The sequence below is a fragment of the Thermoclostridium stercorarium subsp. stercorarium DSM 8532 genome (assembly GCF_000331995.1).
GTDB classification, from domain to species: domain Bacteria; phylum Bacillota; class Clostridia; order DSM-8532; family DSM-8532; genus Thermoclostridium; species Thermoclostridium stercorarium.
In genome coordinates this window covers 2,438,456-2,464,155 of record NC_020134.1, presented here as the reverse complement: position 1 = coordinate 2,464,155, position 25,700 = coordinate 2,438,456, and the positions used below count along the sequence as shown (strand labels likewise).

Annotated in this window: 29 protein-coding genes; 21 read left to right on the top strand and 8 right to left on the bottom strand. The window is 42.1% G+C overall.

Going from position 1 to position 25,700, the window contains the following annotated elements; all coding sequences use genetic code 11:
* Nucleotides 1-19: 19 nt before the first annotated feature.
* Nucleotides 20-2,350, top strand: a complete 2,331-nt coding sequence (locus tag CST_RS10640; protein ID WP_015359911.1) for a beta-galactosidase — start codon at nucleotides 20-22, stop codon at nucleotides 2,348-2,350.
* Between the two features lie 68 nt (nucleotides 2,351-2,418).
* Here the strand turns inward: CST_RS10640 and CST_RS10635 are convergent, their stop codons facing one another.
* From CST_RS10635 to argF, 3 genes are all read right to left on the bottom strand, one after another.
* Complete coding sequence (locus CST_RS10635; protein ID WP_015359910.1) at nucleotides 2,419-3,672, bottom strand: HD-GYP domain-containing protein; 1,254 nt, start codon at nucleotides 3,670-3,672, stop codon at nucleotides 2,419-2,421.
* Nucleotides 3,673-4,011: 339 nt separating this feature from the next.
* Complete coding sequence (locus tag CST_RS10630; RefSeq protein WP_015359909.1) at nucleotides 4,012-4,542, bottom strand: GNAT family N-acetyltransferase; 531 nt, start codon at nucleotides 4,540-4,542, stop codon at nucleotides 4,012-4,014.
* Between the two features lie 12 nt (nucleotides 4,543-4,554).
* Nucleotides 4,555-5,484, bottom strand: coding sequence for an ornithine carbamoyltransferase (gene argF, locus CST_RS10625; RefSeq protein ID WP_015359908.1), 930 nt, complete (start codon nucleotides 5,482-5,484; stop codon nucleotides 4,555-4,557).
* 265 nt (nucleotides 5,485-5,749) lie between these two features.
* Between argF and CST_RS10620 the strand changes: the two genes are divergently transcribed.
* From CST_RS10620 to CST_RS13565, 3 genes are all read left to right on the top strand, one after another.
* Nucleotides 5,750-6,556 (top strand): motility protein A, encoded by an 807-nt coding sequence (locus CST_RS10620; RefSeq protein WP_015359907.1) that lies wholly within the window; start codon nucleotides 5,750-5,752, stop codon nucleotides 6,554-6,556.
* Between the two features lie 20 nt (nucleotides 6,557-6,576).
* Nucleotides 6,577-7,362: an OmpA/MotB family protein gene (locus CST_RS10615; protein ID WP_015359906.1), complete on the top strand. Its 786-nt coding sequence runs from the start codon at nucleotides 6,577-6,579 to the stop codon at nucleotides 7,360-7,362.
* 140 nt (nucleotides 7,363-7,502) lie between these two features.
* Nucleotides 7,503-7,670, top strand: coding sequence for a hypothetical protein (locus CST_RS13565; protein WP_015359905.1), 168 nt, complete (start codon nucleotides 7,503-7,505; stop codon nucleotides 7,668-7,670).
* Between the two features lie 63 nt (nucleotides 7,671-7,733).
* Here CST_RS13565 and CST_RS10610 read toward each other — a convergent pair whose 3' ends face one another.
* Nucleotides 7,734-7,940 carry a DUF378 domain-containing protein gene (locus CST_RS10610; RefSeq protein ID WP_015359904.1) on the bottom strand — a complete coding sequence of 69 codons (207 nt, stop codon included), beginning with the start codon at nucleotides 7,938-7,940 and terminating at the stop codon, nucleotides 7,734-7,736.
* Between the two features lie 291 nt (nucleotides 7,941-8,231).
* On the opposite strand from CST_RS10610, the gene CST_RS10605 reads away from it, so the two are divergent.
* The 3 genes from CST_RS10605 (at nucleotide 8,232) to CST_RS10595 (ending at nucleotide 9,742) form a co-directional block, all read left to right on the top strand.
* The gene (locus tag CST_RS10605) at nucleotides 8,232-8,459 is read left to right on the top strand and encodes a transcriptional coactivator p15/PC4 family protein (protein ID WP_015359903.1); all 228 of its coding nucleotides are present in this window, start codon (nucleotides 8,232-8,234) and stop codon (nucleotides 8,457-8,459) included.
* 112 nt (nucleotides 8,460-8,571) lie between these two features.
* On the top strand, nucleotides 8,572-9,336 hold the full coding sequence (locus CST_RS10600; RefSeq protein WP_015359902.1) for a DUF6873 family GME fold protein: 765 nt from the start codon (nucleotides 8,572-8,574) through the stop codon (nucleotides 9,334-9,336).
* Nucleotides 9,337-9,352: 16 nt separating this feature from the next.
* Nucleotides 9,353-9,742, top strand: a complete 390-nt coding sequence (locus tag CST_RS10595) for a hypothetical protein (RefSeq protein ID WP_015359901.1) — start codon at nucleotides 9,353-9,355, stop codon at nucleotides 9,740-9,742.
* On the opposite strand, the gene CST_RS10590 is transcribed toward CST_RS10595, so the two are convergent.
* Together CST_RS10590 and CST_RS10585 are read right to left on the bottom strand one after the other, a co-directional pair.
* Complete coding sequence (locus tag CST_RS10590; RefSeq protein ID WP_015485120.1) at nucleotides 9,743-10,231, bottom strand: DUF2752 domain-containing protein; 489 nt, start codon at nucleotides 10,229-10,231, stop codon at nucleotides 9,743-9,745.
* Nucleotides 10,203-10,697: a CD225/dispanin family protein gene (locus CST_RS10585; protein ID WP_015359900.1), complete on the bottom strand. Its 495-nt coding sequence runs from the start codon at nucleotides 10,695-10,697 to the stop codon at nucleotides 10,203-10,205. The genes CST_RS10590 and CST_RS10585 overlap by 29 nt, the downstream gene beginning before the upstream one ends.
* A gap of 365 nt (nucleotides 10,698-11,062) precedes the next feature.
* On the opposite strand from CST_RS10585, the gene CST_RS10580 reads away from it, so the two are divergent.
* The 7 genes from CST_RS10580 (at nucleotide 11,063) to CST_RS10555 (ending at nucleotide 18,222) form a co-directional block, all read left to right on the top strand.
* Complete coding sequence (locus tag CST_RS10580) at nucleotides 11,063-11,854, top strand: alpha/beta hydrolase (RefSeq protein ID WP_015359899.1); 792 nt, start codon at nucleotides 11,063-11,065, stop codon at nucleotides 11,852-11,854.
* 342 nt (nucleotides 11,855-12,196) lie between these two features.
* On the top strand, nucleotides 12,197-13,159 hold the full coding sequence (locus CST_RS10575; protein ID WP_015359898.1) for an adenylyl-sulfate kinase: 963 nt from the start codon (nucleotides 12,197-12,199) through the stop codon (nucleotides 13,157-13,159).
* The gene (locus CST_RS10570; RefSeq protein WP_015359897.1) at nucleotides 13,156-14,868 is read left to right on the top strand and encodes an alpha-amylase family glycosyl hydrolase; all 1,713 of its coding nucleotides are present in this window, start codon (nucleotides 13,156-13,158) and stop codon (nucleotides 14,866-14,868) included. The genes CST_RS10575 and CST_RS10570 overlap by 4 nt, the downstream gene beginning before the upstream one ends.
* Before the next feature lie 188 nt (nucleotides 14,869-15,056).
* Nucleotides 15,057-15,308, top strand: coding sequence for a hypothetical protein (locus CST_RS13135; RefSeq protein WP_052327935.1), 252 nt, complete (start codon nucleotides 15,057-15,059; stop codon nucleotides 15,306-15,308).
* Complete coding sequence (locus CST_RS10565; RefSeq protein ID WP_148290582.1) at nucleotides 15,269-16,429, top strand: ABC transporter substrate-binding protein; 1,161 nt, start codon at nucleotides 15,269-15,271, stop codon at nucleotides 16,427-16,429. The genes CST_RS13135 and CST_RS10565 overlap by 40 nt, the downstream gene beginning before the upstream one ends.
* A gap of 81 nt (nucleotides 16,430-16,510) precedes the next feature.
* Nucleotides 16,511-17,395: a carbohydrate ABC transporter permease gene (locus CST_RS10560; RefSeq protein ID WP_015359895.1), complete on the top strand. Its 885-nt coding sequence runs from the start codon at nucleotides 16,511-16,513 to the stop codon at nucleotides 17,393-17,395.
* On the top strand, nucleotides 17,395-18,222 hold the full coding sequence (locus CST_RS10555) for a carbohydrate ABC transporter permease (protein WP_015359894.1): 828 nt from the start codon (nucleotides 17,395-17,397) through the stop codon (nucleotides 18,220-18,222). Before CST_RS10560 ends, CST_RS10555 begins: the two co-directional genes overlap by 1 nt.
* Nucleotides 18,223-18,256: 34 nt before the next feature.
* Here the strand turns inward: CST_RS10555 and CST_RS10550 are convergent, their stop codons facing one another.
* Entirely contained in the window at nucleotides 18,257-18,910 is a 654-nt protein-coding gene (locus tag CST_RS10550; RefSeq protein WP_015359893.1) for a substrate-binding domain-containing protein, read from the bottom strand.
* Entirely contained in the window at nucleotides 18,904-19,236 is a 333-nt protein-coding gene (locus CST_RS10545; protein WP_015359892.1) for a LacI family DNA-binding transcriptional regulator, read from the bottom strand. The genes CST_RS10550 and CST_RS10545 overlap by 7 nt, the downstream gene beginning before the upstream one ends.
* A gap of 304 nt (nucleotides 19,237-19,540) precedes the next feature.
* Between CST_RS10545 and nusB the strand changes: the two genes are divergently transcribed.
* The 7 genes from nusB to CST_RS10510 all read left to right on the top strand — a co-directional run bounded on the left by nusB (nucleotide 19,541) and on the right by CST_RS10510 (nucleotide 25,644).
* Complete coding sequence (gene nusB, locus CST_RS10540; protein ID WP_015359891.1) at nucleotides 19,541-19,960, top strand: transcription antitermination factor NusB; 420 nt, start codon at nucleotides 19,541-19,543, stop codon at nucleotides 19,958-19,960.
* Between the two features lie 2 nt (nucleotides 19,961-19,962).
* Nucleotides 19,963-21,159, top strand: a complete 1,197-nt coding sequence (gene xseA / locus CST_RS10535) for an exodeoxyribonuclease VII large subunit (protein WP_015359890.1) — start codon at nucleotides 19,963-19,965, stop codon at nucleotides 21,157-21,159.
* Between the two features lie 24 nt (nucleotides 21,160-21,183).
* Nucleotides 21,184-21,417, top strand: a complete 234-nt coding sequence (xseB, locus tag CST_RS10530) for an exodeoxyribonuclease VII small subunit (RefSeq protein ID WP_015359889.1) — start codon at nucleotides 21,184-21,186, stop codon at nucleotides 21,415-21,417.
* Nucleotides 21,414-22,310 carry a polyprenyl synthetase family protein gene (locus tag CST_RS10525; RefSeq protein WP_015359888.1) on the top strand — a complete coding sequence of 299 codons (897 nt, stop codon included), beginning with the start codon at nucleotides 21,414-21,416 and terminating at the stop codon, nucleotides 22,308-22,310. The genes xseB and CST_RS10525 overlap by 4 nt, the downstream gene beginning before the upstream one ends.
* Before the next feature lie 16 nt (nucleotides 22,311-22,326).
* Entirely contained in the window at nucleotides 22,327-22,767 is a 441-nt protein-coding gene (locus CST_RS10520) for a divergent PAP2 family protein (protein WP_015359887.1), read from the top strand.
* A gap of 177 nt (nucleotides 22,768-22,944) precedes the next feature.
* A complete protein-coding gene (gene dxs, locus CST_RS10515; RefSeq protein WP_015359886.1) occupies nucleotides 22,945-24,846 on the top strand; it encodes a 1-deoxy-D-xylulose-5-phosphate synthase in 1,902 nt (633 codons plus the stop codon).
* The gene (locus tag CST_RS10510; RefSeq protein WP_015359885.1) at nucleotides 24,847-25,644 is read left to right on the top strand and encodes a TlyA family RNA methyltransferase; all 798 of its coding nucleotides are present in this window, start codon (nucleotides 24,847-24,849) and stop codon (nucleotides 25,642-25,644) included.
* Nucleotides 25,645-25,700 lie beyond the last annotated feature (56 nt).

The window sequence follows — 25,700 nt, the reverse complement described above, 5'->3', positions numbered from 1 at the left end:
AAAAGGAAGGGGTATGGGTATGGCGGTTTATCATTTGGATTTGTCAAATTATGAAGACAAAAGAATATTCCCTCTTTCCGAAAAATTCCGTGGAACCGATCCGGACGGAAACGTGATTTCGTTTACGAACTATTATATGGAATTCAACGGCAGGCCTTTCTTTGCGATAAGCGGCGAGTGCCATTATTCAAGAGTACCTGAAAGTCGATGGGAAGATACCATTCTAAAAATGAAAATGGGCGGTCTTAATATCGTATCCACATATTGCTTCTGGATTCACCACGAGGAAGAAGAGGGAGTATTCAATTTCAGCGGAAACAGAAATATACGGAAATTTCTTCAGCTGTGCCACAAGCACCAAATGTACGTAATAGTGCGAATTGGGCCTTTCTGCCACGGCGAGGTCAGAAACGGCGGCCTGCCCGACTGGCTGTACGGAAAACCCTTTGAAGTGCGAAGCCTTGATCCCGATTTCCTTGAATATACAAGGCGTATTTACCGAAAATACGCGGAACAATTTGAAGGGCTGTATTTTAAGGACGGGGGGCCGATTATCGGCGTACAGATAGAAAATGAATATATGCATTCCGCGGCGCCGTGGGAGATGACCACCGGTACATCCAATGAGTGGATTCCCGGAGGCCATGACGGTGATGAATACATGATTAAACTGAAACAGATTGCCCAGGAAGAGGGAATTATCGCACCTTTTTATACGTGCACCGCATGGGGAGGAGCGATTACCCCCACCGGGGAAATGCTTCCGTTATGGGGCGGATATGCGTACTGGCCGTGGATATTCTACAATTACGACGGGGAACACCCCGCCACGCCGGAGTATATATACAGGGATTATCATAATAATAAAGTACCTAAGACATATAATTTTGAGCCAAGATACGCCCCGGAGAGCTTTCCGTATGCGTGCTGCGAAATGGGCGGCGGCATGACCTGTTTTTATAATTACAGATTCCAGCTGCCCTATGAAAGCGTGGATGCAATGGCAAACATTAAGCTGGCGGGGGGCTGTAATTTTCTCGGATACTATATGTACCGCGGAGGAAGCAATCCGAAAGGAACCAGACTGCCGTATTTAAATGAGCATCAGTGCCCGAAAATATCCTACGACTACCAGGCGCCAATCGGAGAGTTCGGGCAGCTCAGGCCCAGTTATTTCAGGCTTAAGGCACTGCACATTTTCGTACGGGATTTTACTGAAAGTTTTTGCAGAACTTTCACAATACTGCCCGAAGGCTCGCAGGACATCCGGCCCGAAGACGTGGATACGTTGAGATATGCCGCAAGAACCGACGGAAAAGGCGGTTATCTGTTTATAAACAATTTCCAGGATCATGTTGAATGCAAGCCAAAAGCTGACGAAACAGTGGTAATCAAATTACGCGACGGGGAGATTGAAATACCCGGTATTTCCCTTGCAGCGGGAGAAGAGGCAATATTGCCTTTTAATCTGGATGTGGGGGGATACAGACTTATTTATGCAAAGGCGCAGTTGTTGTCAGTAATCCGCGATGAAAAGGCGCCTGTATATTTCTTCTTTGTCCCTGAAGGCATGGAGCCCGAATATGTGTGGGACGGCGGTGAAATTGAAAGTATTGACGGCAAGGGCGTATCGGAAAAACTGATATCGGTCAGGCCCGAAAACGGAAGAATGTCTTCGTTTGTCATCGGCGGGAAACACGGTGAGGTCCGGATAGTTACACTTACAAGGGAACAGAGCCTTATGTTTTATAAGATAGAAGCCGGGGGCCGGGAAACCGCAGTTTTATGTAACAGCCCGCTTATATATGACGGAGCTGAAATACGTATAGAAAACAGAAGCATGAACGGACAAAAGGTTAAATTGCTTATGTACCCCGCACATAATTTGAAGCGTATTGATACAGCAGGTAGTTGCCGTGAAGTGGAAGAGGGAATATGGAAAGGTGTGGAGATTGAATGGACCGAAGAGGAGGAGAGAATTGTCTCTGTTCCGGTAAAACAGTTGGGGAAATTCAGATATGAAGTGGAAATACCGGAAAGTTATGATGACTGCAAGGAAGCCCTGATTCAGATTGAATATATGGGAGACATAGGGAATGCTTTTGTCGACGGGGAACTTATTTCCGATAACTTCTATAACGGATCGGTCTGGGAAATTGGCCTGAAAAGTGCATGGAATCCGGGTAAGGGTAATAAAATAACTTTTGTTCTGAACCCCGTAAAAAAGAATGTAAAAATAGATGTATCGTCAACGATGGCAGGAAGGCTTGAAAAAGCCGAAGAGGCGATGGCCGAGCTCCGAAGCGTCAGAATTATACCCATACATGAAGCAGTTTTTAAAATAATGTAAAACTAAAAACTGCCGGACGGTTTTTGCAGGCATAAATCGTCCGGCAGCTTTATAAGCAGAAGGTTTTATCATGCCACCAGTGTCTTATCATAAAAATGCTTTGCGGCGGCCTGTTTTTCCCTGACATGAGTATAGACGGCGTCAAAATTGTCAAACAGCAATTCGGTGATTTTCCTGTCCAGTTTGTTATTGTCCGCCATGGATTTTATCGTTTTATAAATCTGGTTTGTTTCCATACCTTTTCTGTAGGGTCTGTCCTCAAGAAGTGCGGTAAATATGTCGGCCACCGCCATAACTCTTGCCCCCGTGCCGATTTCATCGCCACTGTACCGGAACGGATAACCGCTGCCGTCAAGCCTTTCATGGTGATAGCCCGCCCATTCGGCAATTTTTTGCAAGCCGCCGACGGAATTAAGAGTTCTGTATGTATAGTAGGAATGGCATCGCATTATGGCATATTCACGGTCGGTTAATTTCCCGGGCTTCTCAATGATGCTGTTGGGAATCAGAAGTTTCCCGATATCATGGAAGTTTCCGGCTATTTTCATATCCCTTATGTCAAGTTCGGCAAATCCTAAAAATTCAGCAAGTTTTGACGCGCATTCCGCAACGCCTGTGGTATGCGTTGCGGTATACGGTGACTTAAAATCTATCAGGTCGCGGTACATGCCGGAAATCAGCATGATATCATGCATATCAATAAAAACACTGTTAAAGGGGCCATTATGCAATAATATCGATGACAGCGAGGGAGAGACCAGATTCAGCCAGAAAGCTTCTTTTTTTGAAATATCAATAAAGTGAGCTGCGAGTTTTTCACAGACTTTATTCTCTTTTTGCAGTTTCCGGACGGCCTCTGTTATATCATCGGTCTGATGCAAAATGTATCTGTTCCTGTCAATTAGTCTTTCAACCTGATCTGACAGATAAACAATTTGCGAGGATAAAACCAGAGGATTTTCAAGTCCTTCATTCCAGTCCTTCCAGTCTCTGTGATGAAATCTGACTATTTCTGAAATATCCTTCAGCCACGGTATCTGGCTTAACAGAATCGCTCCGCGAATGGTGTGAAGTTCTTCGTTTTCGGATTCGTTATTATGGAGCAGTATTTTTTCTTCCACCGTAAGAGCACCTATATCATGCAGCAGGGCGGCTGTAAAAATGCTTTCAAGCTGCTTGCCTGTGATACCGGCGTTTTTTGAAATCTCCAGTGCTATATACGCTGTTCTGTGCTGATGCTGGTATACGAGAGGGTTGGATAAATCCATGGTTTCGGATAAAGTAATAAGCAGATTTCCCAAATTAACGATATGCTGTTTCATTTTTGCAACGCCCCTAAGGATTTTTATGTTAACACAGAAATTCTACCATAAGTTCATATGACAGTCTATAATTAAGGGGAAAACGGGTTTGTACGGCGGATTTAATTATCCCTTTTACGCCCCAAGAAAGGTTTTACGGAGTTAAAGGAATTTCGCAGACGTTTTTTTTGAAGTTAATGGTAAACGGATCCGGTATGAAATTACCAAAATAGGAGTGAATAATGGCTGACGTAAATATGTGTAAAAAACAGCCTGGAATAGACAAATGACGAAAGGAAACAGAAAAAGAAAAAAGGGCATTCAGCCTACATAAGTGTTTTTTTACGTAAACGGCTTATTTTAACGAAAAGAGTTTATCTGACTGTTATGGCAGGAGCAAAGTTCCTCATCGGTATCGATATTCCGGTATTCCTTGATCATCCTGGCTCTCGGGTAGCCTCTTTCATGACTGACCGAATCAATGTAGAATCCCCTGCCGTAATAAAAACGAACCAGGTTAGGGTTGTTCGAGGCGGTGTACAGGATTGCTTTTTTTACACCCTTTGACTGAAGAAACCTGTCAACGAGATTTATAAGGGATTCTCCCACGCCCATGTTGCGGTGAGGTTTGCTTACGGCAAGTCTGCTGATATACGCTTCATCACCCGATATCCGGACACGTATTGTTCCGATAATACAACCGTCGGCGATTGCAACAAATACGGTATTATTCTTTATTTCATATTCTACGTCCTTTATGGATTCATTTAACGCCTCAAGTTGGGTTACGCCTATAAATTCTGCGTATTCCCTAAAAGCCTCCTGTAACAGGACATGAATTTCAGCGGCATCAGAAACCACTGCATGCCTTAAAACAAAGCAATTTTCCAAGAATATACCTCCTCAGGCGTAATCAGCCATAAGTTTCACCATTACCGCCTTTTGTGCATGAAGACGGTTCTCGGCCTCGTCGAATACAACGGAATTGGGGCCGTCTATTACATCTTCGGTAACTTCATACCCCCTGTATGCCGGAAGGCAGTGCATGAATATTGCATCGGGTTTTGCGAGTGAAAACAGTTCCCTGTTCACCTGGTAAGGAGCAAATACTTTAACGCGTTTTTCTTTTTCGTTTTCCATACCCATACTGACCCATGTATCGGTATATACGATGTCAGCGTCCTTAACGGCGTCCTTCGGATTAGTAAGTATTTCAACCCTGCTTCCGGTCTCCAATGCGATTTGTTTTGCTATGTTGACATACTTGTCCATGCATGTATATTCCTCAGGTGTTGCCACTGAAATATCAACCCCGGTCTTCGCACAGCCTATCATCAGCGAATGAGCCACATTGTTTCCGTCGCCGACATAGCAAAGTTTAAGACCTTTAAGCTTACCCTTCTTTTCCCGTATTGTCATTAAATCGGCAAGTATCTGACATGGATGCAGCTCGTCGGTTAACCCGTTTATTACTGGAATATCGCCGTATGCCGCCAGGTCTTCCACGTCTTTTTGTTTATATGTGCGGATCATAATGCCGTCCAGATAACGGGACAGTGTTCTGGCGGTATCGTGAATTGTTTCACCCCGCCCGAGCTGTATGTCCGAAGCGTTTAAATACAGGGCGTATCCGCCTAACTGGTGTATTCCTACTTCAAAGGAAACACGGGTGCGGGTTGACGACTTGGAGAAAATCATACCCAGCGTTTTACCTCTCAGATAGTGATTATGGGCAATCCGGTTTTTGTTTTCATATTTCAGCCTGTCGGCCAAATCCAGCACTTCAACTATTTCTTCTGAAGTCCAGTCACTTAAGCTTATTAAATGTTTCATAACACACCTCCAGGGGGAATGATTGTATAATTATACATTATAACGAATAAAAATTCAATACTGTTATTTGATTTTTTATGGAAATTGTTCGGACAATTAAGAAATTAAGGCTTTTATGATTTTCTCAATGCGGCTTTTGAACAAAGAATGGATGTAAATGGTGTGTTGTTATTAAGTTAAATGAAAAAATTTACGATATATCCTTATAGAAAATTTACTACAAAATAAGACAAAAAATTTAGACCGGAAAATAGGAGTATTGGGTATGGATCTTGCAACACTGATAGGACTTATAATAGGAATCGCATGTATTCTTTGGGGTATGTACGACGGAGGAAACCCTTCGGCATTCTGGAGTTTAAGTTCACTGGCGGTTACTTTCGGTGGTGGACTTGCTTCTACCATCATTGCATTTACGCTGGATGATTTCAGGAATCTTTTAAAAGTTCTTCCCAAGCTTTTTAAAAGAAAGGAACAATCGCCGTATAAACTTATTCAGCTGCTTGTGGAATTATCCCAGAAAGCGAGAAGGGAAGGCTTACTGGCCCTGGAATCAAACCAGGAGGAAATTGAAGATGAATATTTGAAAAAAGCCCTTGAGCTTGTTGTGGACGGAGTCGAGCCTGAAATCATCCGTGATTCAATGCAGCTCGAGCTTGATAACATGAGCATCAGACACGGAAAGTGTATTTCAATTTTTAAGACACTGGCTGCTGAGTTCCCTGCATGGGGTATGATAGGAACTTTGCTCGGATTGATAAACCTTCTGAGGTCTATGGATGATCCTTCCCAGATCGGTGCGGCTATGTCTCTGGCGCTGGTAACCACTTTTTACGGAAGTATACTGGCAAACATGATTTGTGTTCCAGTAGCCACAAAATTACAGGAACTCAGCACTGAAGAAATAAGAATTAAGGAAATGATAATTGAAGGGGTTTTATCAATCCAGGCCGGTGAAAACCCGAGAATTATGGAACACAGGCTGAAGACATTCCTCTCGCCCGAACAGAGGGAAGATTATGAGAGAATGATAGCCGGAGGAAGTAGTTTTCAGGCAAACAGGCTTCAGTAATTTATAGGCGGTGAAAGGGAATGGCTCGAAAAAAAGGAAATCAAGAGGGTTTGGACTTCGGCGGCAACTGGCTGACTACATACAGTGATTTGGTTACCAATCTCCTTTGTTTTTTTGTAATGCTCTTTTCAATGTCGGTAATTGATGCTCAAAAATTTGAAACTTTTTCGAGATCCATAAGAAATACGTTCATAAAATCAGGCAGCGCCGGAACTATTTTGTATCATAATATGGGGAAAAAGATACTTACAGTAAATTTTATAAATCCCGATGACACTGGTAAAAAAATAGTTGACAACGAGCGTTATATCCAGACTGCTGAGGGAATTATCCTGGACGACCGGGAGAGAATAAGGGAAGAGAAATTTGAAAAAGCCAAAGAGCAGCTGAAACAGGATATCTCCGAGTTGGGGATTTCAAATCAGGTGGATCTTATAGAAGAAAAGGAATATATCCTTATAAGACTGAACGAAAAGGTATTGTTTAAACCGGGAAGCGCAGAAATTCTTGAGGACGGCAAAAATACACTCAAAACCCTTGGAGAATCGCTGAAAGCTCTGGATGGCGAAATTATTGTAGAAGGGCATACCGACACCGTACCGATAAATACCCCGTTGTTTCCCACAAACTGGGAATTATCAACACGAAGGGCGACAAATGTGGTCATTTACCTGGTAAACGAGATAGGAATTGCCCCTTCAAGGTTAACGGCCGCAGGATGCGGGGAATACAGGCCGATAGCGGATAACAATACTGCGGAAGGCAGAAGTAAAAACCGGAGAATAGAGATTAAGGTAATGAAATAATGATATTGTTACGCAGGAGTTTTCCTTACGGGTTTGCTTATTACAGGTAAGCCTTTTGTTTTCTTGGGAAATAATATAAAATAAAAGCAAAAATAAGGAATTTTTTATCTGATCTGGTTTTGTGCAGAGGGGTCTTTCCCATGGAAAAAACAATTACAGTCGAAGTCCTTGAAAAACTTATCAGGAAAGACATGAACGAAGCTTTAAAGCCCATGGACCTTAAAGTGGAAAAAATTGAGTTTGTATTTGACAAAAGAATGTTACTGACTATTAATTTTAGGTCCGCAGGCTCAAATTTATACGTGTAACATTTAAAAAAAAGGCGCATATTCAATGCGCCTGATTTTAGAACCGTTCTGTAAATGTGTGAATTATTCGGAAGCAGGAGCCTCCCTGAATAAAAGGCTTATGCTGTAAATTCCTGCAATGCCCACCAGCGTATAAATAATCCGGCTCCACAGGGCGTCCACTCCTCCGAATATGGCTGCCACAAAATCAAAACTGAAAAGTCCCACCGTCAGCCAGTCTAATGCGCCCACAATCAGAAGCAGAACTGCTATTCTGTCAAATGTTCTCATACCGACAACTCCTTTTACAGTAGAGTACAATCTTTTTACAGCCGGAAACCTTCGGATCCCGAAATAATAAAAAATGCAAATACGGGATCTCGAAATTTAGTATGACCTTTATTAAAAAAAATACTCCAAATGTTTAAAGAAAATTTTGTAAATTCAATTTTTCAGTAAGCTAAACCGGTATTTTTATTGATTGTTGAAGTACCTGGTTTTGCTGTGATATAATGATCGCACTTGGACATGTTTTACAGTCAAAACAAAATGGCAAACTGGATTTTAAAAGGAGATAAAAGTATGAGCTCTTTTTGGGACAGTGAAGAACTGCTGGGGAAACTGCCGAAAAACAGCCGTGAAGAAATACATATAAAGCAGGTTGTGAAAAACGGAAAGGAATATTTGGATATAAGAACATTCTGGTATGATCCTGCCGACGATACCTATAAGCCCAGTCAAAAAGGCGTAACCATACCCTTTGAGGTTATTGCGGAATTAAAAAGTATTATCCAGAACATAAAAGAATGAATGCCGCACCCCGGTAGCAGGATGCGGCGCTCTATCTGTAAAGCCTGAAGGTTCCGGGCCCTGAAACCTTTGGCTGTATTATCATATGCAAAGTATCGGGAAGGTGTGCATATTGGGTTTTTTAAAACAAACGCTGTTGCCGAAAAATAACGTTTCACTGATGGCCGTCGATGCACGCATGGAAACCCGGATGAAAAATACTCTGAAGGATTACGGAATTGAACTGATTGAAATACCTCCCTGCAGCGGGCTTGCGGAACCTGTAGCCGGGCACGTCGATATGCAGTTAATACACGTCGGTGATAATGTTTTGGTGTGTCAGCCCGGATTACCGTCGGATATTCTTAAAAAACTGAAAGAGTACGGATTTGATGTGTATACCGGAAATACGTTACTGCAAAAGGATTACCCTCTGGATGTGGCATATAACGTCGCAATAGTCGGGCAGGTGGCGTTTCATAACACAAAATGCACCGATAAGGTGGTTGCCGAATTTCTGTCCCGGTTCAATATCCGCCTTGTCCATGTTAACCAGGGATATGCGAAATGTTCTGTCCTGCCTGTATCGACCGAAAGCATTATTACCGATGATCCGTCAATTGCGAAAGCTGCGCGTAAAGAGGGGTTTAATGTACTTCAGATACCGCCGCAGAAAAACATACTCCTACCCGGATACAGTTATGGCTTTATTGGCGGTGTTGCAGGGTTTATAGACAAAGATTTGATTGCTTTCGCAGGCAATATTGACATGTTGGACAGCAGTGACGAAATAAAGGATTTTTTAAAGGAATATGGCGTAAAGTGGGTAAATCTGGACAGTAACGGCATTCATGATTACGGAAGCCTGATCCCGCTTTATGAAAAAGATACGATTTAAAACGGGGGGACACGGAATGAATGGAAAAATGAACGGAAATGGCAATGATGTGCTGGACGAGCTTATTGAGAGTGAGTTAAAAGCTACGGAGGGAGTAAAGAGCAAAAAAGAGAGCAGTGAAATGCAGGACAGGCCTGCAGAAAAGAAAAAAGATGCCACCGGCCCTGTTTCCGGCAGAAATTTGAAAACACTCAGTGTTGGAGAGTGGATGCTTGTTATTTTTGCAATGATAATACCGGTTGTTAATATTGTTTTTATGGCAAAATGGGCTTTTTCATCGGAGGGGAACATTCACAGGAGAAATTTTTCAAGGGCGGCAATGCTCTGGCTCATAATTATTTTGATTGCATGTGTGGTGGTACTGGCGGTTACAGGTAATCCCCTCAAAAATTTGTTCAGTAACTGATTACGGCGCCAGCAACGTAAACGGATAAACAGGAATATTTCTTAAAATCCAGAATGCAAAAAGGACGATTATAAACACGTAAGCCGCCGCCGAATATCTTTTGAGAAACCTGTTAAACGGGTTGAACGGACATTTACCCGTCACCAGGAATGAAAACCACATACCGACGGACATCAATACAAACATGGTAATGAGAGGCCACAGCAGGTTATATGAAAAAGCGTCGGAAAACCTTAAATTCAGCGCAGCATGCAATGCGCGCGTCATTCCGCATCCCGGGCAATACAGGCCTGTGAAATAACGAAAGGAGCACGGAGGTGTAAGGGGAACCTTTGCCGGGTCTATTCTGTATACTATAACGCAGCAGGTTATTATAACCGCACATGAAAGCACCAGCATTATATAACGGATAAATGGCTTACCGAAAAAAGTAAGCCATTTTTTTAATTTTTTATGTATTTTATTGGAAATTGTAATAATAGTATTCATACTGCTTCATGAACTCATTCATAAATTCCTTGTATAATCCGCTGTTCATAAATACAATTGCAAACACAATACTTATTGCTATTGAACCCAAAAGTATACCAAAGCTTGCCCAGCACCATTTTTTTGTATTTTCCGAAACCTTACGGGCGTATTCATAATTTCCGGCAACAATATGAGCTTCGATCTTGTTGGAGTTAACAAGGGCAATTATGGCAAAAGGCAATGCAAGTATGGGAAGACAAAAAACACAGCATAATATGGCACTGAATACGATAAGGAGTATGGACTGTACTTTATAGTCCGGTATATCCTGAATTTTCGGCATACCCTCAGGCTGTTGCCATCCGTAGTTTGGCTGGGAAAAGGAATTCACCGTGTCATTATTCCTGTTTTCCAGCAGCTCCCCACAGGACGGGCAAATGACCATATGCTCTCCGACCTCGTGCCCACACTTGGGACAATACATAAGAATCCCTCCTGAAAAATAAAAAACTTCCACCCAGCCTTTGTGACATTTCTAATGCCACTAAGCGGTAAATCATGTAAATTTGTGCTAAAAAGTCATACCTATTATACAGTAAATATTCCCGATTGACAACAAAAATTCCGGCTTTTTCGATATATTAATAAGCTTGGATGTCTGTGGACTCTCAAAGATGAACTACAGTGAATGAAAAACAAGAAAAAAACGGCTTTTGCCACCGGTACCGGAGCACGGTTTAAATTATTTGCAGTACCCATGGTTTATTGTTATTTGGATTGCCTGTAACCATGTGCTATAATTAGGAAAAATATTCTAAGAGCCATGTAATTGAAAGGGGGAGCCGGAAAATGGCCTATCTGCAGGTTAATTTTTTTTCAAAGGCGCTGAAAAGATTAACGGTTTTTAACGCTTTTATACCGCTGGATTATATGGAGGCACGCAGCGGGGGAAATTCGTCTGGACAGCCTTTTAAAGCTCTTTATTTGCTGCACGGTTATCACGGAAACCATATGGACTGGGTTTGCAACAGTAATATGCAGCTGTTTTCGTCAAAGTATAATATCGCTGTTTTCATGCCGTCCGGGGAAAATTTCTTTTATTTGAATGATACCGACAGCGGAGCAATGTATTCCGAATATATTGGTTGCGAACTGGTTGAGTTCACACGCAAGATGTTTCCCGTTTCAGATAAAAGAGAAAACACGTTTATCGGCGGATTGTCAATGGGCGGGTACGGAGCCATCAGAAACGGGTTAAAATACTCAGAAACTTTCGGGCGTATTATTGCGTTGTCATCTGCACTGATTGTGGACAAAATAGCAGGAATACCCGTTGATTATAATGACGGTATTGCAGATTACAAATACTACTCAAGGGTGTTTGGCGATGTCAATAAGGTCAAAGGCAGCGACAAAGACCCGGAAGCCCTGGTGCTTCAGTTAAAGGAGGAAAAGAAACAGGTTCCCGAAATATTCATGGCATGTGGAACAGAGGATTTTTTACTGGCTGAAAACAGAAAATTCCATGAGTTTCTTCTGTCCGAAGGAATAGAACATACATATGTGGAAGGGCCGGGAAGCCATGACTGGAAATTCTGGAATGAATACATTGAAAAGGGGATTGAATGGGCTGTAAAATAGGACGTAAAATCCCAATATCACCGTTCCAATTATAAAAATCAGACGATGATAAATTTATTAGGCATATATAGTTAATAAAGTTCTGTTTCCGTGATATGATGCTGAATTGTCTGAATAAAGCGTTAAAGCTGCAGGAGGTTTTAGGACTTCCTTTTTTTTTAACCGGAAGTCAGTTTAAAAAAATACAAGAGTTATATACATTTCTAAGGAACCGGCACTTCTGAAAAATCAAAAAAGTAAATTTGAATTATATTATATGTCAAACGGTTGACATGTATTTGTTTTATATTTTATAATGTTTCTGATGAAAAACAAAGAAATACAAGGAACGGTGGTTTTATAATGGGTGATAATATATTTGACAAATTCAAGAATATTGAAGAATTAAACAGTATACCAAAAGGAGACATGCCGGGGGATAAAATTCAGATAAATTTTACTCATCTCACCAAAGCGAAAGCCATAGCCCCGGTTTTGATGGATTTGCTTACGCCTATGATTGAGAAGCATGCTCATAACAAGGCAGTTGTATCTGTATGCGGCGGTTCAGGGACGGGTAAGTCCGAAATTGCATCTCTTCTGTCTTACTATCTTAATCAGACGGGCATAGGCAGTTATATCTTATCGGGAGATAATTATCCTCACAGAATTCCTGAATACAATGACGCCGAACGGCTTAGGGTTTTCAGGCGAAGCGGGCTGAAAGGGCTTATTGCCCACGGAGAGTATACGGAAGAAAGAAAAGAGATTCTTAATAAGCTGCAAAGCAATTGTGATGATACCGATCCAAGGTTTATAAGCGATTACCCATGGCTTGAGATTTATCACAGTGAAGGAAAACTGGGACTCAGAAATTATCTGGGTACTCCGAACGAAATTGATTTTTGTGAACTCAACGAAATAATTTCACAGTTTAAAAACGGTATAAGCAAAATATATCTCAAACGCATGGGAAGAAAACCTGAAGAGATTTGGTATGAAGAGGTTGATTTCAAAGACGTCAGGGTATTGATAATAGAATGGACCCATGGAAACAGCCATTATCTTAGAGGCATTGATATTCCGATTTTGCTAAGCAGTACACCACAAGAAACTTTGGAATTTCGTAAACAGCGTAACAGGGACCGGGGAGTGGACAGCCCGTTTACCGCGATGGTACTGGAGATAGAACATGAACTGTTAATATCGCAGGCTGTAAAAGCCAAGATTATTGTTTCATCCGACGGCAGGATTATAACGTATAAGGAATTTTTAAAGGCAATGACTGAAGGGAGCCACGTAAATTCAGGGGAGGGTAACGGATGAATAAAGCGCCTTGTAATAAAATTAATGCCGGACCCATGTTTAATGCATATCCTGACAGTCTGGGCGGAACGTTATCGGACATACTTAAGTTTCTTCAAATGGATGAACTTAAAAACGTATTTCAGTCTTTTTACATACTTCCCAGTATTTTTAACACCGATTTGGATCGCGGTTTTTCGGTCATTGACTATGAACTTAATGAACAACTGGCAACGGCTGAGGACCTGGAGAAACTCAAAAATTTAAATATTGAGCTGAAACTTGATTTTGTTCTGAATCATTTGTCGGTGCTTTCGCATCAGTTCAGGGATATTTTGAAAAAAGGTGAAAATTCTGAATACAAAGATTTCTTTATTGACTGGAACAAGTTCTGGGAAGGCTGCGGCCGAATGACCGGTGAAGGCTATATAATGCCTGAAGAGGATTTGATAGAAAACATGTTTTTCAGAAAACCTGGGCTTCCCATTCTCTTCGTCAGGTTTCCTGACGGCAGGGAAGTTCCTTACTGGAATACGTTTTATCAGGAAGTAAGATACGATAAACTGGATGCAATAGATCTGGTATACGCCTTGGATATTCAGTATCCTACGGCTCAGAAGCTGACGGACAGAATAAACGCCGAAATTTCTTCGGGGAAAAAACCAAAAGAGATCGATTTCGGAGAATTTTCACGTTATAAGGACAAAGTGGTTGATTTATTGGAATCAAGGCGGAAATACCTTGGACAAATGGATTTAAACGTTCGGTCTCCGAAAGTATGGGAATTCTATGAGGAAACACTGGGTAAATTATCCCGGTACGGTGCAAAAATTGTAAGACTTGACGCATTTGCCTATGTATCCAAAAAACCGGGGCTTAGAAATTTCTTCAATGAGCCCGAAACGTGGGAGCTCCTGGAAAAAATAAAGGAAATTGCAGACAAATACGGACTTGTGCTTTTGCCCGAAATTCATTCAAAATATGAGGAAAAAATACATGAAAAGCTTGCCGAGAAAGGATATCTGACCTATGACTTTTTCCTGCCTGGGCTTATTATAGATGCTCTGGAGAGGCATACCGGCGAATATTTGGTAAAGTGGTTCAGAGAATTACAGGAAAAGGAAATAAGGGTTGTCAATATGCTCGGATGTCATGACGGAATTCCGCTTTTGGATTTAAAAGGCCTATTGCCCGACCGGTATATAGATAAACTGATTGATACGCTTGTAAAACGCGGTGGTTATATAAAAGATCTGCACGGAAGAAAAAATATGTATTACCAGGTTAACTGCACGTACTACAGCGCCCTGGGTGAAAACGACAAAAAGATGCTGCTGGCGAGGGCCATTCAGATTTTTATGCCTGGTAAACCTCAGGTGTGGTACCTGGACCTGTTTGCAGGCAAAAATGATTATGAAGCCATAAAACGGGGGCATAAGGAAATTAACCGGACGAACCTCACATGGGAACAGATTTATGAGGGCATGAAGAAAAAGATAGTAAGGCAGCAGCTGTCATTATTGAGATTCAGAAATACATTCCCTGCTTTTGATTTTGATTCAAAGATTACTGTTGACAATACCGATGAACAGATTCTGATAATAAATTGGGTTAAAGACGGAAATATTGCTAATCTTGTAGCCGATTTGGCGACTTACGATTTCAGTATAAAAGCCATAAACAACGAGGGTGTTAACGTTTTTTCATTCAGTTCAAATGATAGGGATTAGTTGTTCTCTATTGTCAAACGATTATTATAAACTAAAACTTAATAGTTAAAGCAGAGATAAAGGATTTTATAAGTCTTAAAATGGCATTTATATGTTAATGGGTTGACATACGTGCATGGTTATAGTAATATAAAATCAGCCCAGAATTTACTGGGAATACATTTTATACAGAAAAAGGAGGTAAACTTATGAAAAAAAAGATATTCTCAATTCTGCTGATTGTTGCCGTTCTTACCACATTACTGGCTGCGTGCGGAGGAAAGACTACAACAGGTAACAGCAGCAGCGGTACAGGTCAAAGCACTTCGGACACCGGCACTTCTGGAAAAACGGAAAGCAAAAAGACAGTAACAATTACATACTTTAACACTTCCGCAGAAGTTAATGAATGTTTGAAAAAATGTTCAAAAGATATAATGAGCTTAATCCCGATGTTGTAATTGAATTAATTCCGACCGGTATCGGAGAAGGACAGCAGGAAAAACTGCAGTCCCTTTATGCATCCGGAAATGCACCGACCTTTATGAATGTAGACCCGGCCAACGTAATAGAATATCAGGATCATCTTCTTGAGTTCACAGAAGAGAATGCACCCTGGTTAAGTTATGCCGAAGAGGACGCCATTGCCTCAGGTACATTTGACGGCAAAATACTTGGAGCTCCGTGGAGTGTTCAGGGGTATGGCCTGCTCTATAACAAGAGAGTGGTTGATGAAATATTCGGCGAAGGGAATTTCGATCCTAAAAGCATTAACACAAGAGATGCGTTGGAGGCATTTTTCAAAAAATGTGAAGAAGCCGGTGTGCCTGCCACAATGCTGCATGGCGCAAACTGGTCGTTAGGCGGACATTATCTTACTCTTGTTTATGCCGTACAAGGCCGTAAAACCGAAGACGGTGTTAACTTTATAGAAAAAATAAAGTCAGGAGAAATAGACATAGCAGACGATCCGATTTTCCAGGGGTATATGGATACATTTGATTTGCTTGCCAAATATAATTACAACAAAGCCGATCCGCTGGTGGCAGACTTTAACAGGGACGCTCAGGCTTTTGCCGAGGGCAAGTGTGCAACGTTCTTTATGGGTGACTGGCTGTGGACCACACTTGTGACTATGGAAAACATTGATACCGAATATGGTTTCATACCCGTTCCGTGGAGCAATGATCCGAACGCTTACGGTAACTCCGAAGTTGTAATGGTATTACCCAAATTCCAGTGTATCAACAAATCCCAGAGTACAGCAGAACAGCAGGAAGCTGCGCTGAAGGCTCTCGGGTGGATGCTTACCGATCCCGAAGGGCAGCAGTTCTTCCTTGATCAGGGTTTTTATATGCCTTACAAGAATGTCAGAAAAGATATAACATATAACTCAATGACAACTTCTATAGCCGAATATGCACAGAGGGGCAAAACAATCAACCTGGGCGTTTTCTCCTATATTTCCGGAGACGTCTGGACCGAAACCGGTAATCTGATGTTGAAATATTTAGCAGGAGCAATTACAAGAGAGGAACTTGCAAAAGGAATTAACGAATACTGGAGGTCAACAAATAAGTAAATATAATATTTAATATAAATTCAGAACGGATAGCGGCAAAAGTTTTGCCGTTATCCGTTCAGGGGGACTGGGGTTGTTAAAATGAATGGTAACAGGAAACTACTAAACAAAATAGGTAGTTTTGTTTTGTTTATGGGACCTTCGCTTTTTGCATTTACATGTGTATTGTTAATACCGCTTGTATACGGTATTTATCTGACGTTTACCGATTACAGTCCGATAAAAATGTCATACGAATTTGTAGGAATAAACAATTTTAAGGCTGTTTTTTCCGACAAGGAATTCTGGCAGCAGTTTGGAAAAACACTGAAGTATGTCCTGTATTCAACCATATTCTGTAATATATTGGCTTTTTTGCTGGCATTTCTTCTGACAGGCAACATAAAAGGACGAGATTTTCTCAGGGCAGGTTTCTTTACACCCAATCTTATAGGAGGCATAGTGCTCGGTTACATATGGAAGTTCCTTTTTTCAAATGTGGTTACTAAACTGGGGGAAATCTTGGATTACCAGTTTCTCAAAACTTCATTCCTCACTCATCCTGAAAGAGCTATAGTCTCGATGATTATCGTTACGGTATGGCAATACGCGGGTTATCTGATGATAATTTATATAGCCGGCTTTGTAAGCATACCGCAAGATGTTGATGAGGCGGCTGAAATTGACGGAGCTACAGGTTTCCGAAGGCTATGGCATATAACAATGCCGTTGATGGTACCGTCGTTTATTATATGTTTCTTTATAATTATTTCACGGGGATTTATGACTTATGATCTCAATCTCGCACTGACAAACGGTCAGCCATATGGTTCCACCAGGCTTGCAGCTATGCATATATACCAGAAAGCCTTCCAGGCAAATGAATATGGTATTGGACAGGCTGAAGCGATTATATTCTTCGTTACAGTGGCAATTGTAGCGGTAACCCAGGTTCTTTTAACTAAAAGATTTGAGGTGGAGGCATAGTGAAAGAAAGGAAAGGCAAATTAAAATACATTAGATACGTTCTGATATATTTAATGCTGATAATATTCATAATGCCGTTTTACCTGATGGTAATCAATTCATTTAAAACCACGCAGCAGTTTGTTACAAATCCTTTCGCGTTGCCTGAGAAAATAGGATTCGGCAATTATGTAAATGCTTTTAACAAGATGAATTTTCTGCAGGCAATCGGAAACAGTGTGGTTATCACTGTTATCAGCATTATTCTGATACTGCTCACATCATCGATGGCAGCCTATTTCCTTGTAAGGCATCCGTGGAAGATAAACAAGGTAATATTTGCAATACTGGTGGCTTCGATGATTGTTCCTTTTCAGGCAATAATGATACCGCTGGTAAGCATTTACGGCAGCCTGAATTTAATGAACAGCAAATGGGTTTTAATTTTCATGTACATGGGGTTTGGACAGGCATTTGCGATATTCATATTCCACGGATTTATAAAAAATATTCCTGGGGAAATGGAGGAATCGGCGCTTATTGACGGATGCAACAAAATTAGACTGTTTTTCCGGATTGTATTTCCGCTTTTAAAACCCGTGCTTGTTACGGTATTAATATTGGACGTTTTGTGGATATGGAACGACTATTTGCTGCCAAGCCTTATTTTACTGTCGCCCGCGGAAAGAACACTGCCGTTGTCCACATACAACTTTTTCAACACATACAGTGTTGACTATGCACCGTTAATGGCGGGCATTGTATTGACCATTATACCCATTCTTGTTGTTTATCTGTTTTCGCAGAAATATATTATAGAAGGTGTAGTTCAGGGAGCGATAAAGTAGAAACAATTTTTGTTACAAATTTAAAAGGGAGATATCAGGTTGTCTCCCTTTCTATTAATGTTACGGGGAATATGATGCATGACGGAATGGGTTTATTGTTTTCAACTTTGGATATTATGCTTTCAACGGCATACATGCAAATATCGTCAATTGACTGACGAATTGTGGTAATTGCCGGATTATAGATTTTGCACAGATCAATGTCATCGTAGCCCACAACCTTGATTTGTTCGGGGACTTTGATGCCGCGTTTGCTGCATGTTGTAATCGCCTGAGCGGCTATAATGTCATTGGATGTGAATATTCCGTCCACGTCAGGATGATTATCCAGCAGTATATTTATTATAGATTCATAGTTCATTGAAAGGAATTGTTCCTCGGTGGCATCGATGAGTACATGAGGGATTCCTTTTTTTTCACACACGTCCCGGAAACCGTAGTAACGTTTGTTTGCATCCATGTTCAAATGTATGCTCCCGCTTATATGTGCAAGCTTCTTGCAGCCTTTGGAAATCAGATGTTCGGCTGCAAGCACTCCGCCCTGGTAATTGTCTGAACATATAGCCGGTATGTCAGGCGAAATGATTCTGTCTATGGAAATCACAGGAGCATCAATGTTTATTTTTTTGTCCAAATTCTGAGTGTGGCTTGCTATAATTACTCCTGCAACTTTATTTGCACTCAGCATGTCAAAATATTCGAATTCTTTTTTGGTTCAAGATTTGACGTGCAGAGCAGCAATTTGTAACCATGTTTTGAAACCTGGCGTTCGACGCTGTCAATTACCTTGCTGAAGAACATATTGCTGGCAGACGGAACAATCAGGCCAATGAAGTTGCTTCTCTGCAGCGATAATGCCCTGGCAAATTCGTTGGGGCGGTAGTTTAACTCCTTCATGGCTTTAAGGATTTTGTTCCTTGTTTTCTCACTGACATAACCCCTGTTATTAAGCATACGGGAAACAGTTGTTACTGTAACACCGGCTTTTTCAGCCACATCCTTAAGCGTACTCATAACACAACCTCATACATTTACTCTTTAGTAGTCCGAAAAAAATTATGTAAATAAAGTAAGTCATTATTCAGGGATTTAAAGAAACTGATCTTTGAAAATGGTATTTCCAGGTTCATACGGGCAAATGCCGGCATCTTCAAAGAATGATACTTCTGAGCAATTATACCACACGGTTTGGCGTATTGTAAAGCGGTTACAGGCAGCGGAGTTGTTTTAACATGACCCTTGCAGTGTTAACCTTCAGTGGTTATAATAGTGAGGAAAAAAGCACTCTTATATCGTTAATTAAGGTAAGGTGGACAAATTGAGCAGAAGAATAACCCGAGAGAATGCAATGAAACTTCTGTATCAGATCCAGCTCAGGGATGACGACATAGAGGAACAGATAAGGATGTTTCTTGAAGAGAACGAAGATCTGGAGAATTTGGACAGGGAGTTTTTTCTTGACGTTATTCATGGCGTTATAGACCATAAGGAGGAAATAGACAATTTAATTCAGGTCCATTCAATCGGCTGGCGGCTGGAAAGAATGCCAAAAGTGGACCTGGCCATAATGCGCCTTGCCGTTTATGAACTTAAATACCGTAAGGATATTCCTGTAAACGTTTCAATAAACGAAGCCGTTGAGCTGGCCAAAAAATACGGTACCGATCAGTCAAAGAATTTTATAAACGGTGTACTTGGCAAAATTGCGGCCGGGCTGAAAGCCGATGAGGAGCAGTAAAAATGCAGGAAGTTATTACCGTAACTCAGCTTACAAGATATATAAAACGTTTGTTTGCGTACGACAGTATCCTGTCTGATGTGTGTGTAATGGGAGAAATCTCAAATTTCAAGCTGCACTCGTCCGGTCACATGTATTTTACGCTTAAGGATGAATCCAGTGTAATCAGATGTGTAATGTTCAGATCGCAAAATCAGATGCTGAAGTTCAAACCCAAAGACGGCATGAAAGTAATAGTCAGAGGATATGTATCAATTTACGAGGCAGGCGGTTCATACCAGCTTTATCCTGAATATATGGAGCCTGCCGGATTGGGGAATTTATACCTTGCCTTTGAGCAACTGAAACAGAAACTTGAAAAAGAAGGTTTGTTCAGGCCGGAAATAAAAAAGAAAATCCCATACCTGCCCCGGAGTATAGCCGTTGTTACTTCTCCTACCGGCGCAGTTATAAGGGATATCATAAATATTCTTTTCAGAAGGTTCCCCAACGCGGTTCTGAAGCTGTTCCCCGTGCAGGTGCAGGGAGAAGATGCGGCAAGGCAGATAGCGTATGCGCTGGATTTTATTAACCGGCACAAAGCAGCAGACGTGATTATCCTGGCACGGGGAGGAGGTTCGCTGGAAGAACTTTGGCCGTTTAATGAGGAGATTGTAGCATGGAGTATCTACAGGTCCGAAATCCCGGTTATTTCAGCAGTGGGGCATGAAACCGACTTTTCCATCTCTGATTTTGTCGCCGATCTCAGGGCGCCAACACCTTCCGCGGCAGCAGAGCTGGTTATTCCTGAAAAGGAAATGCTGGTTAAAAATGTTATGGATTTGAGGCTGCGTTTGAAAAAAGCCATAACCAACAGAATTCAGTGTGAAAGACTGAAACTGGAACAACTGATGAAAAGCCCGTCCATGAGACATCCTCTGGACAGGGTAAATCAGAAAAAAATGGATCTGGAAATTATTAGGAAAAACATTGCTGACGCAATGAAGCGAAGAATTGAAAAGGAAAAGGGAATGCTTTCTGTTTTGTGCGGAAAACTTGACGTGCTTAGCCCGCTTACCGTTCTGGCCAGGGGTTACAGCATTACAATGAAAAACGGTAATATTATAAAATCGGCAGAGCAGGTACATAACGGAGACAAACTGGACATAATTCTTGCTGACGGCAAGATAAAATGCGTGGCCGAAAAAATGGAAATATAACAATAAGGACAAGGGGAAAGGAAAATGGAACTGAATTTAAGTTATGAAGAGGCCGTAAAGCAACTGGAGGAAATTGTTAGGCTTTTGGAAAACGGGGATATCCCTCTGGAAAAATCTCTGGAACTCTTCCAGAAGGGCGTTGAGTTATCGGCATATTGCGCCAAAAAGCTTGATGAGACCGAAAAGAAAATTGTAAAACTTATCGATGCTAACGGCGAGTGCAGGGAAGAACCTTTTTCACCGGGGGAAGAACAATGAATTTTAAGGAAGAAATGAGGAATTTAACCACGCTGGTTGATGATTATTTGGTTAAGTATTTTGACAGACTGAATAGAGAAGTGCCCGAAAAAAGGCTTGTAGAATCCATGAGCTACAGTGTAATGGCGGGTGGAAAAAGAATAAGGCCTGTTTTAATGCTGGCCGTGACAAAAATGTTGTCCGGGGATCCTCAGGAAGTGATGCCTTTTGCCGCGGCCATTGAAATGATTCATACTTATTCGCTTATACATGATGACTTGCCTGCAATGGACAACGATGACTACCGCCGCGGAAAATTAACAAATCATAAGGTGTTCGGCGAGGCCATGGCAATTCTTGCCGGTGATGCATTGCTGAATGAGGCGTTTTCCCTTCTTTTTGAGGCTTCGGCAAATGCGGGGGACAAAATGGAACACTGGGTTAAAGCCTCATGTATAATTGCCAGGGCCGCAGGCCGGGACGGAATGATTGCGGGTCAGGTCATTGACATGGAGTCTGAAGGCACGCAGGTTTCTGCCACGAAGCTGAAAACCATGCACAGAAAGAAGACAGGGGCCCTGATTACGGCAAGCGTAATTGTTCCGGCTGTTTTTTTAGGACTTTCGGAGGATAAAATAAAAGCCCTGACCGAATATGCAGAAAATATCGGCATCGCATTCCAGATAAGGGACGATATCCTTGATGTGGAAGGCACAATCGAGGAGCTGGGCAAACCCGTAGGGAGCGATGAAAGGAACAGGAAAACAACCTATGTGTCGCTGTATGGTCTGGACGGGGCAAAGGAAATGCTTCGGGAAGTTACGAGGAAAGCCGTTGAGTCTTTGGATGTGTTTGGGGAAAGAGCATGGTTTCTTAAGGAAATTGCTTATTATATCGCCGAAAGAAGAAATTAGCCTGATGAGGTGAGCGATGCTGAAATTTTTCACCGATGTTCTGAGTAACAGAGCCATTACCACACCTGTACTGACTTGGTTTTTGGCCCAGAGCATTAAATTTTTTCATAATTATGTTAAAACCCGAAAGCTTGATTTCAGAAAATTGATAGGCTCAGGCGGAATGCCGAGCTCTCATACCGCTTTTACTGTGTCGCTGGCAACCATACTGGGCATACATAACGGGTTTACGTCGGATATTTTTGCACTGGCGGTTGTTTTTTCACTTGTCGTTATGGCCGACGCAGCCGGGGTAAGAAGGGCGGCGGGCAAGCAGGCCGAAGTTCTGAACAAGCTTGTAAATTCCCATGAGAACATACAGCTTGATAAACAGTTAAAGGAACTTTTGGGGCACACCCCTATCGAGGTAGTTGCCGGAGCGGCATTGGGAATTATAACCGGCATAATTTTAAATTAGCTCAGTAATTATATTTAGCTTATTTTCATCTTCTCAGAGTGACCGTCGCAGAATCGTTTCTCATGTTCCATTAAATGGCAGTAAAGAATTGATTTAACTTTTATCCTTTAGTAAAATATACAATTACGGAACTCGCAAATTTGCTTCGGATTTTAAGGTTGAAAGAAGGAAACTCAATTGGACGGAAAAATTTGTTTGTGTTCGGCGGGAGTCCTTCAGAACATAAACGGGCCTGAAGATTTGAAGAACCTGAAAATGTGCTGCCTTCAAACCCTTGCCGGGGAAATAAGGAGTTTTTTAATCGAAAAAATATCCCAGACGGGTGGGCATATTGCTTCAAACCTTGGCGTGGTTGAACTGACCATTGTTTTACATACCGTTTTCCAGTCGCCGAGGGATAAAATAATATGGGATGTAGGCCATCAGACCTATGTGCATAAGATATTGACCGGAAGAAGGGATCAACTTGCTACCATCAGACAGATGGGCGGCATTTCGGGTTTTCCAAAAATAACCGAGAGTGAGCATGACTGTTTTAATACCGGTCACAGTTCAACGTCCATATCGGCGGCTCTTGGTATGGCCAGGGCAAGGGATCTGATGGGGGATAATTACAATGTCATTGCGGTAATCGGCGACGGGGCGCTGACAGGAGGCATGGCCTTTGAAGCGCTGAACGACGCCGGAAACAGTAAAACAAACCTAATTGTTGTTCTGAACGACAATGAAATGTCCATATCAAAAAACGTCGGGGCTTTGTCGCGTTACCTCAGCCGAATACGGACAGAACCCATTTACTATAAGGTGAGAACCGATTTCCAGACCCTGGTAGATAACATACCCGCTATTGGTAAATCGGCCAGAAAGGTTTTGCATAAGGTAAAAGGTTCTTTGAAATATTTGTTACTTCCGGGTGTCTTCTTTGAAGAACTGGGGTTTCATTATTACGGACCGCTGGACGGACATAATATATCGGAAATGTACAGGGTTTTCCAGAGAGTCAAAAACCTGAAGGAACCAGTTCTTATACATGTTTGCACCAAAAAAGGCAGAGGTTATTCCCCTGCTGAGGAGAAACCGCAGAAGTACCACGGCGTTTCGCCGTTCGACGTGGAAACGGGCAAGGTGTTGTCTGAAAGCAACGGAAGTTTTTCCAAAGTTTTCGGCAAAAAACTTGTGGAACTGGCCGAAAAGCATAAAGAAATTGTGGCTATAACGGCTGCAATGCCTGAAGGAACAGGGCTTAGTCTTTTCAGTGAGAAATTCCCGAAACGCTTTTTTGACGTGGGGATTGCCGAACAGCATGCCGTCACAATGGCCGCGGGGCTGGCCATCAGAGGACTGAGACCCGTTGTGGCAGTTTATTCATCTTTTCTGCAAAGGGCTTATGACCAGATTATACACGATGTTTCACTGATGAATCTTAATGTTATTTTTGCCGTTGACCGGGCGGGAATTGTGGGTGACGACGGGGAAACCCATCAGGGTATATATGATATAGCGCTGTTTTCAACACTGCCGAATATAACCATAATGTCACCCGCCGATTATGACGAACTGGAGAAAATGCTCGAGTTTGCGGTGGAGGATGGAAAAGGGCCGATTGCGATCAGATATCCGAGAGGGCAGGGGAAGAGAAATCTGGCGCCCGACATTCCTATAGAGTTTGGAAAGGCCGTCAAGATTATGGACGGAGGAGACATTACCATCGCAGTCACCGGGCATATGCTGGAGATAGCCGTTGAGGCGGCAAAGGAACTTGAAAAATACGGAATACACAGTGATGTTTTGTACTATCGTTTTATAAAACCTTTTGATACCGGGTTGCTGTGTAAATCGCTAAAGAAAACCTGTCTGCTTATGACGGTTGAGGACCATATAAAAAGCGGAGGTTTTGGGAGCATAGCCCTGTTTAAACTTAACGAAGCGGGAATGAACATCCCCGTTGAAGTGGCTGCGTTCCCGGACATACCGATAGAACACGGAAAGAGGGAACTTTTGTATCATAAGTATGGCCTTGATTCCAAAAGTCTGGCGGAAAGGGTTCTTAAAAGGCTGAAGAGCAGAGGAGATATGTAAATGGCAAAGGAGAGGCTTGACATACATCTTGTTAACAAAGGATATTTTGACAGCCGCGAAAAAGCGCGCAGGGCAATTATGGAAGGTCTTGTGCTTGTAAACGGAGTGGTTGAGGATAAGCCCGGTTTTCAGGTTGATACCGAAGCCGAACTGGAAATAAGGGGAAACCCTATTCCTTATGTCAGCAGGGGCGGGTTAAAGCTTGAAAAGGCGCTCAGTGAATTCGGCATTGATCTGACCGGAAAGGTATGTATTGACATAGGAGCTTCGACCGGAGGCTTTACCGACTGCATGTTAAAAAACGGTGCGGTCAAGGTTTATGCCGTTGACGTGGGGTACGGCCAGCTTGCGTGGAAGCTGAGAAACGACAGCAGGGTGGTGGTGATGGAGCGGACAAATTTCAGATATGTCAAACCTGAAGATATTGGTGAGTTCGTGGATTTTGCCACTGCTGACGTGTCGTTTATTTCACTTACCAAAATCATACCTCCCGCAAAGCAGTTGCTGAAACACGGCGGAAGCATGGTCTGCCTTATTAAGCCACAGTTTGAAGCGGGCAGGGAAAAGGTTGGGAAAAAAGGGGTTGTAAAAGATCCTGCCGTTCACATGGAAGTTATTGGGAAAATAATTGACTTTTCAAAAGAGCTTGGTTTCACAGTAAAAGGTCTTTCATATTCGCCAATAAAGGGACCTGAAGGCAATATAGAATATCTTCTGTATATCGCCAGGAGTTTGGAAGAGCATGATTTTAAGCCTGTTGATGAGGTTGTTAAGGCAGCCCATGCCGAACTTAAATGAACCCTCGTTTTATTCTGTTGTATTTTTATTCGGGTTAACTGTATAATAGAATTAGT

Coding starts and splice junctions, on each gene's coding strand:
- CST_RS10550 (WP_015359893.1), bottom strand. CDS start 18,910: ATGCTGAGTGCAAATAAAGTTGCAGGAGTAATTATAGCAAGCCACACT.
- CST_RS10525 (WP_015359888.1), top strand. CDS start 21,414: ATGAATTTTAAGGAAGAAATGAGGAATTTAACCACGCTGGTTGATGAT.
- xseA (WP_015359890.1), top strand. CDS start 19,963: ATGCAGGAAGTTATTACCGTAACTCAGCTTACAAGATATATAAAACGT.
- CST_RS10520 (WP_015359887.1), top strand. CDS start 22,327: ATGCTGAAATTTTTCACCGATGTTCTGAGTAACAGAGCCATTACCACA.
- CST_RS10575 (WP_015359898.1), top strand. CDS start 12,197: ATGGGTGATAATATATTTGACAAATTCAAGAATATTGAAGAATTAAAC.
- CST_RS10635 (WP_015359910.1), bottom strand. CDS start 3,672: ATGAAACAGCATATCGTTAATTTGGGAAATCTGCTTATTACTTTATCC.
- CST_RS10545 (WP_015359892.1), bottom strand. CDS start 19,236: ATGAGTACGCTTAAGGATGTGGCTGAAAAAGCCGGTGTTACAGTAACA.
- CST_RS10570 (WP_015359897.1), top strand. CDS start 13,156: ATGAATAAAGCGCCTTGTAATAAAATTAATGCCGGACCCATGTTTAAT.
- CST_RS10510 (WP_015359885.1), top strand. CDS start 24,847: ATGGCAAAGGAGAGGCTTGACATACATCTTGTTAACAAAGGATATTTT.
- CST_RS10640 (WP_015359911.1), top strand. CDS start 20: ATGGCGGTTTATCATTTGGATTTGTCAAATTATGAAGACAAAAGAATA.
- argF (WP_015359908.1), bottom strand. CDS start 5,484: ATGAAACATTTAATAAGCTTAAGTGACTGGACTTCAGAAGAAATAGTT.
- xseB (WP_015359889.1), top strand. CDS start 21,184: ATGGAACTGAATTTAAGTTATGAAGAGGCCGTAAAGCAACTGGAGGAA.
- CST_RS10590 (WP_015485120.1), bottom strand. CDS start 10,231: ATGAATACTATTATTACAATTTCCAATAAAATACATAAAAAATTAAAA.
- CST_RS10560 (WP_015359895.1), top strand. CDS start 16,511: ATGAATGGTAACAGGAAACTACTAAACAAAATAGGTAGTTTTGTTTTG.
- CST_RS10610 (WP_015359904.1), bottom strand. CDS start 7,940: ATGAGAACATTTGACAGAATAGCAGTTCTGCTTCTGATTGTGGGCGCA.
- CST_RS10620 (WP_015359907.1), top strand. CDS start 5,750: ATGGATCTTGCAACACTGATAGGACTTATAATAGGAATCGCATGTATT.
- CST_RS13135 (WP_052327935.1), top strand. CDS start 15,057: ATGAAAAAAAAGATATTCTCAATTCTGCTGATTGTTGCCGTTCTTACC.
- CST_RS10585 (WP_015359900.1), bottom strand. CDS start 10,697: ATGTATTGTCCCAAGTGTGGGCACGAGGTCGGAGAGCATATGGTCATT.
- CST_RS10615 (WP_015359906.1), top strand. CDS start 6,577: ATGGCTCGAAAAAAAGGAAATCAAGAGGGTTTGGACTTCGGCGGCAAC.
- CST_RS10605 (WP_015359903.1), top strand. CDS start 8,232: ATGAGCTCTTTTTGGGACAGTGAAGAACTGCTGGGGAAACTGCCGAAA.
- CST_RS10580 (WP_015359899.1), top strand. CDS start 11,063: ATGGCCTATCTGCAGGTTAATTTTTTTTCAAAGGCGCTGAAAAGATTA.
- CST_RS10565 (WP_148290582.1), top strand. CDS start 15,269: ATGTTCAAAAGATATAATGAGCTTAATCCCGATGTTGTAATTGAATTA.
- CST_RS10595 (WP_015359901.1), top strand. CDS start 9,353: ATGAATGGAAAAATGAACGGAAATGGCAATGATGTGCTGGACGAGCTT.
- CST_RS13565 (WP_015359905.1), top strand. CDS start 7,503: ATGGAAAAAACAATTACAGTCGAAGTCCTTGAAAAACTTATCAGGAAA.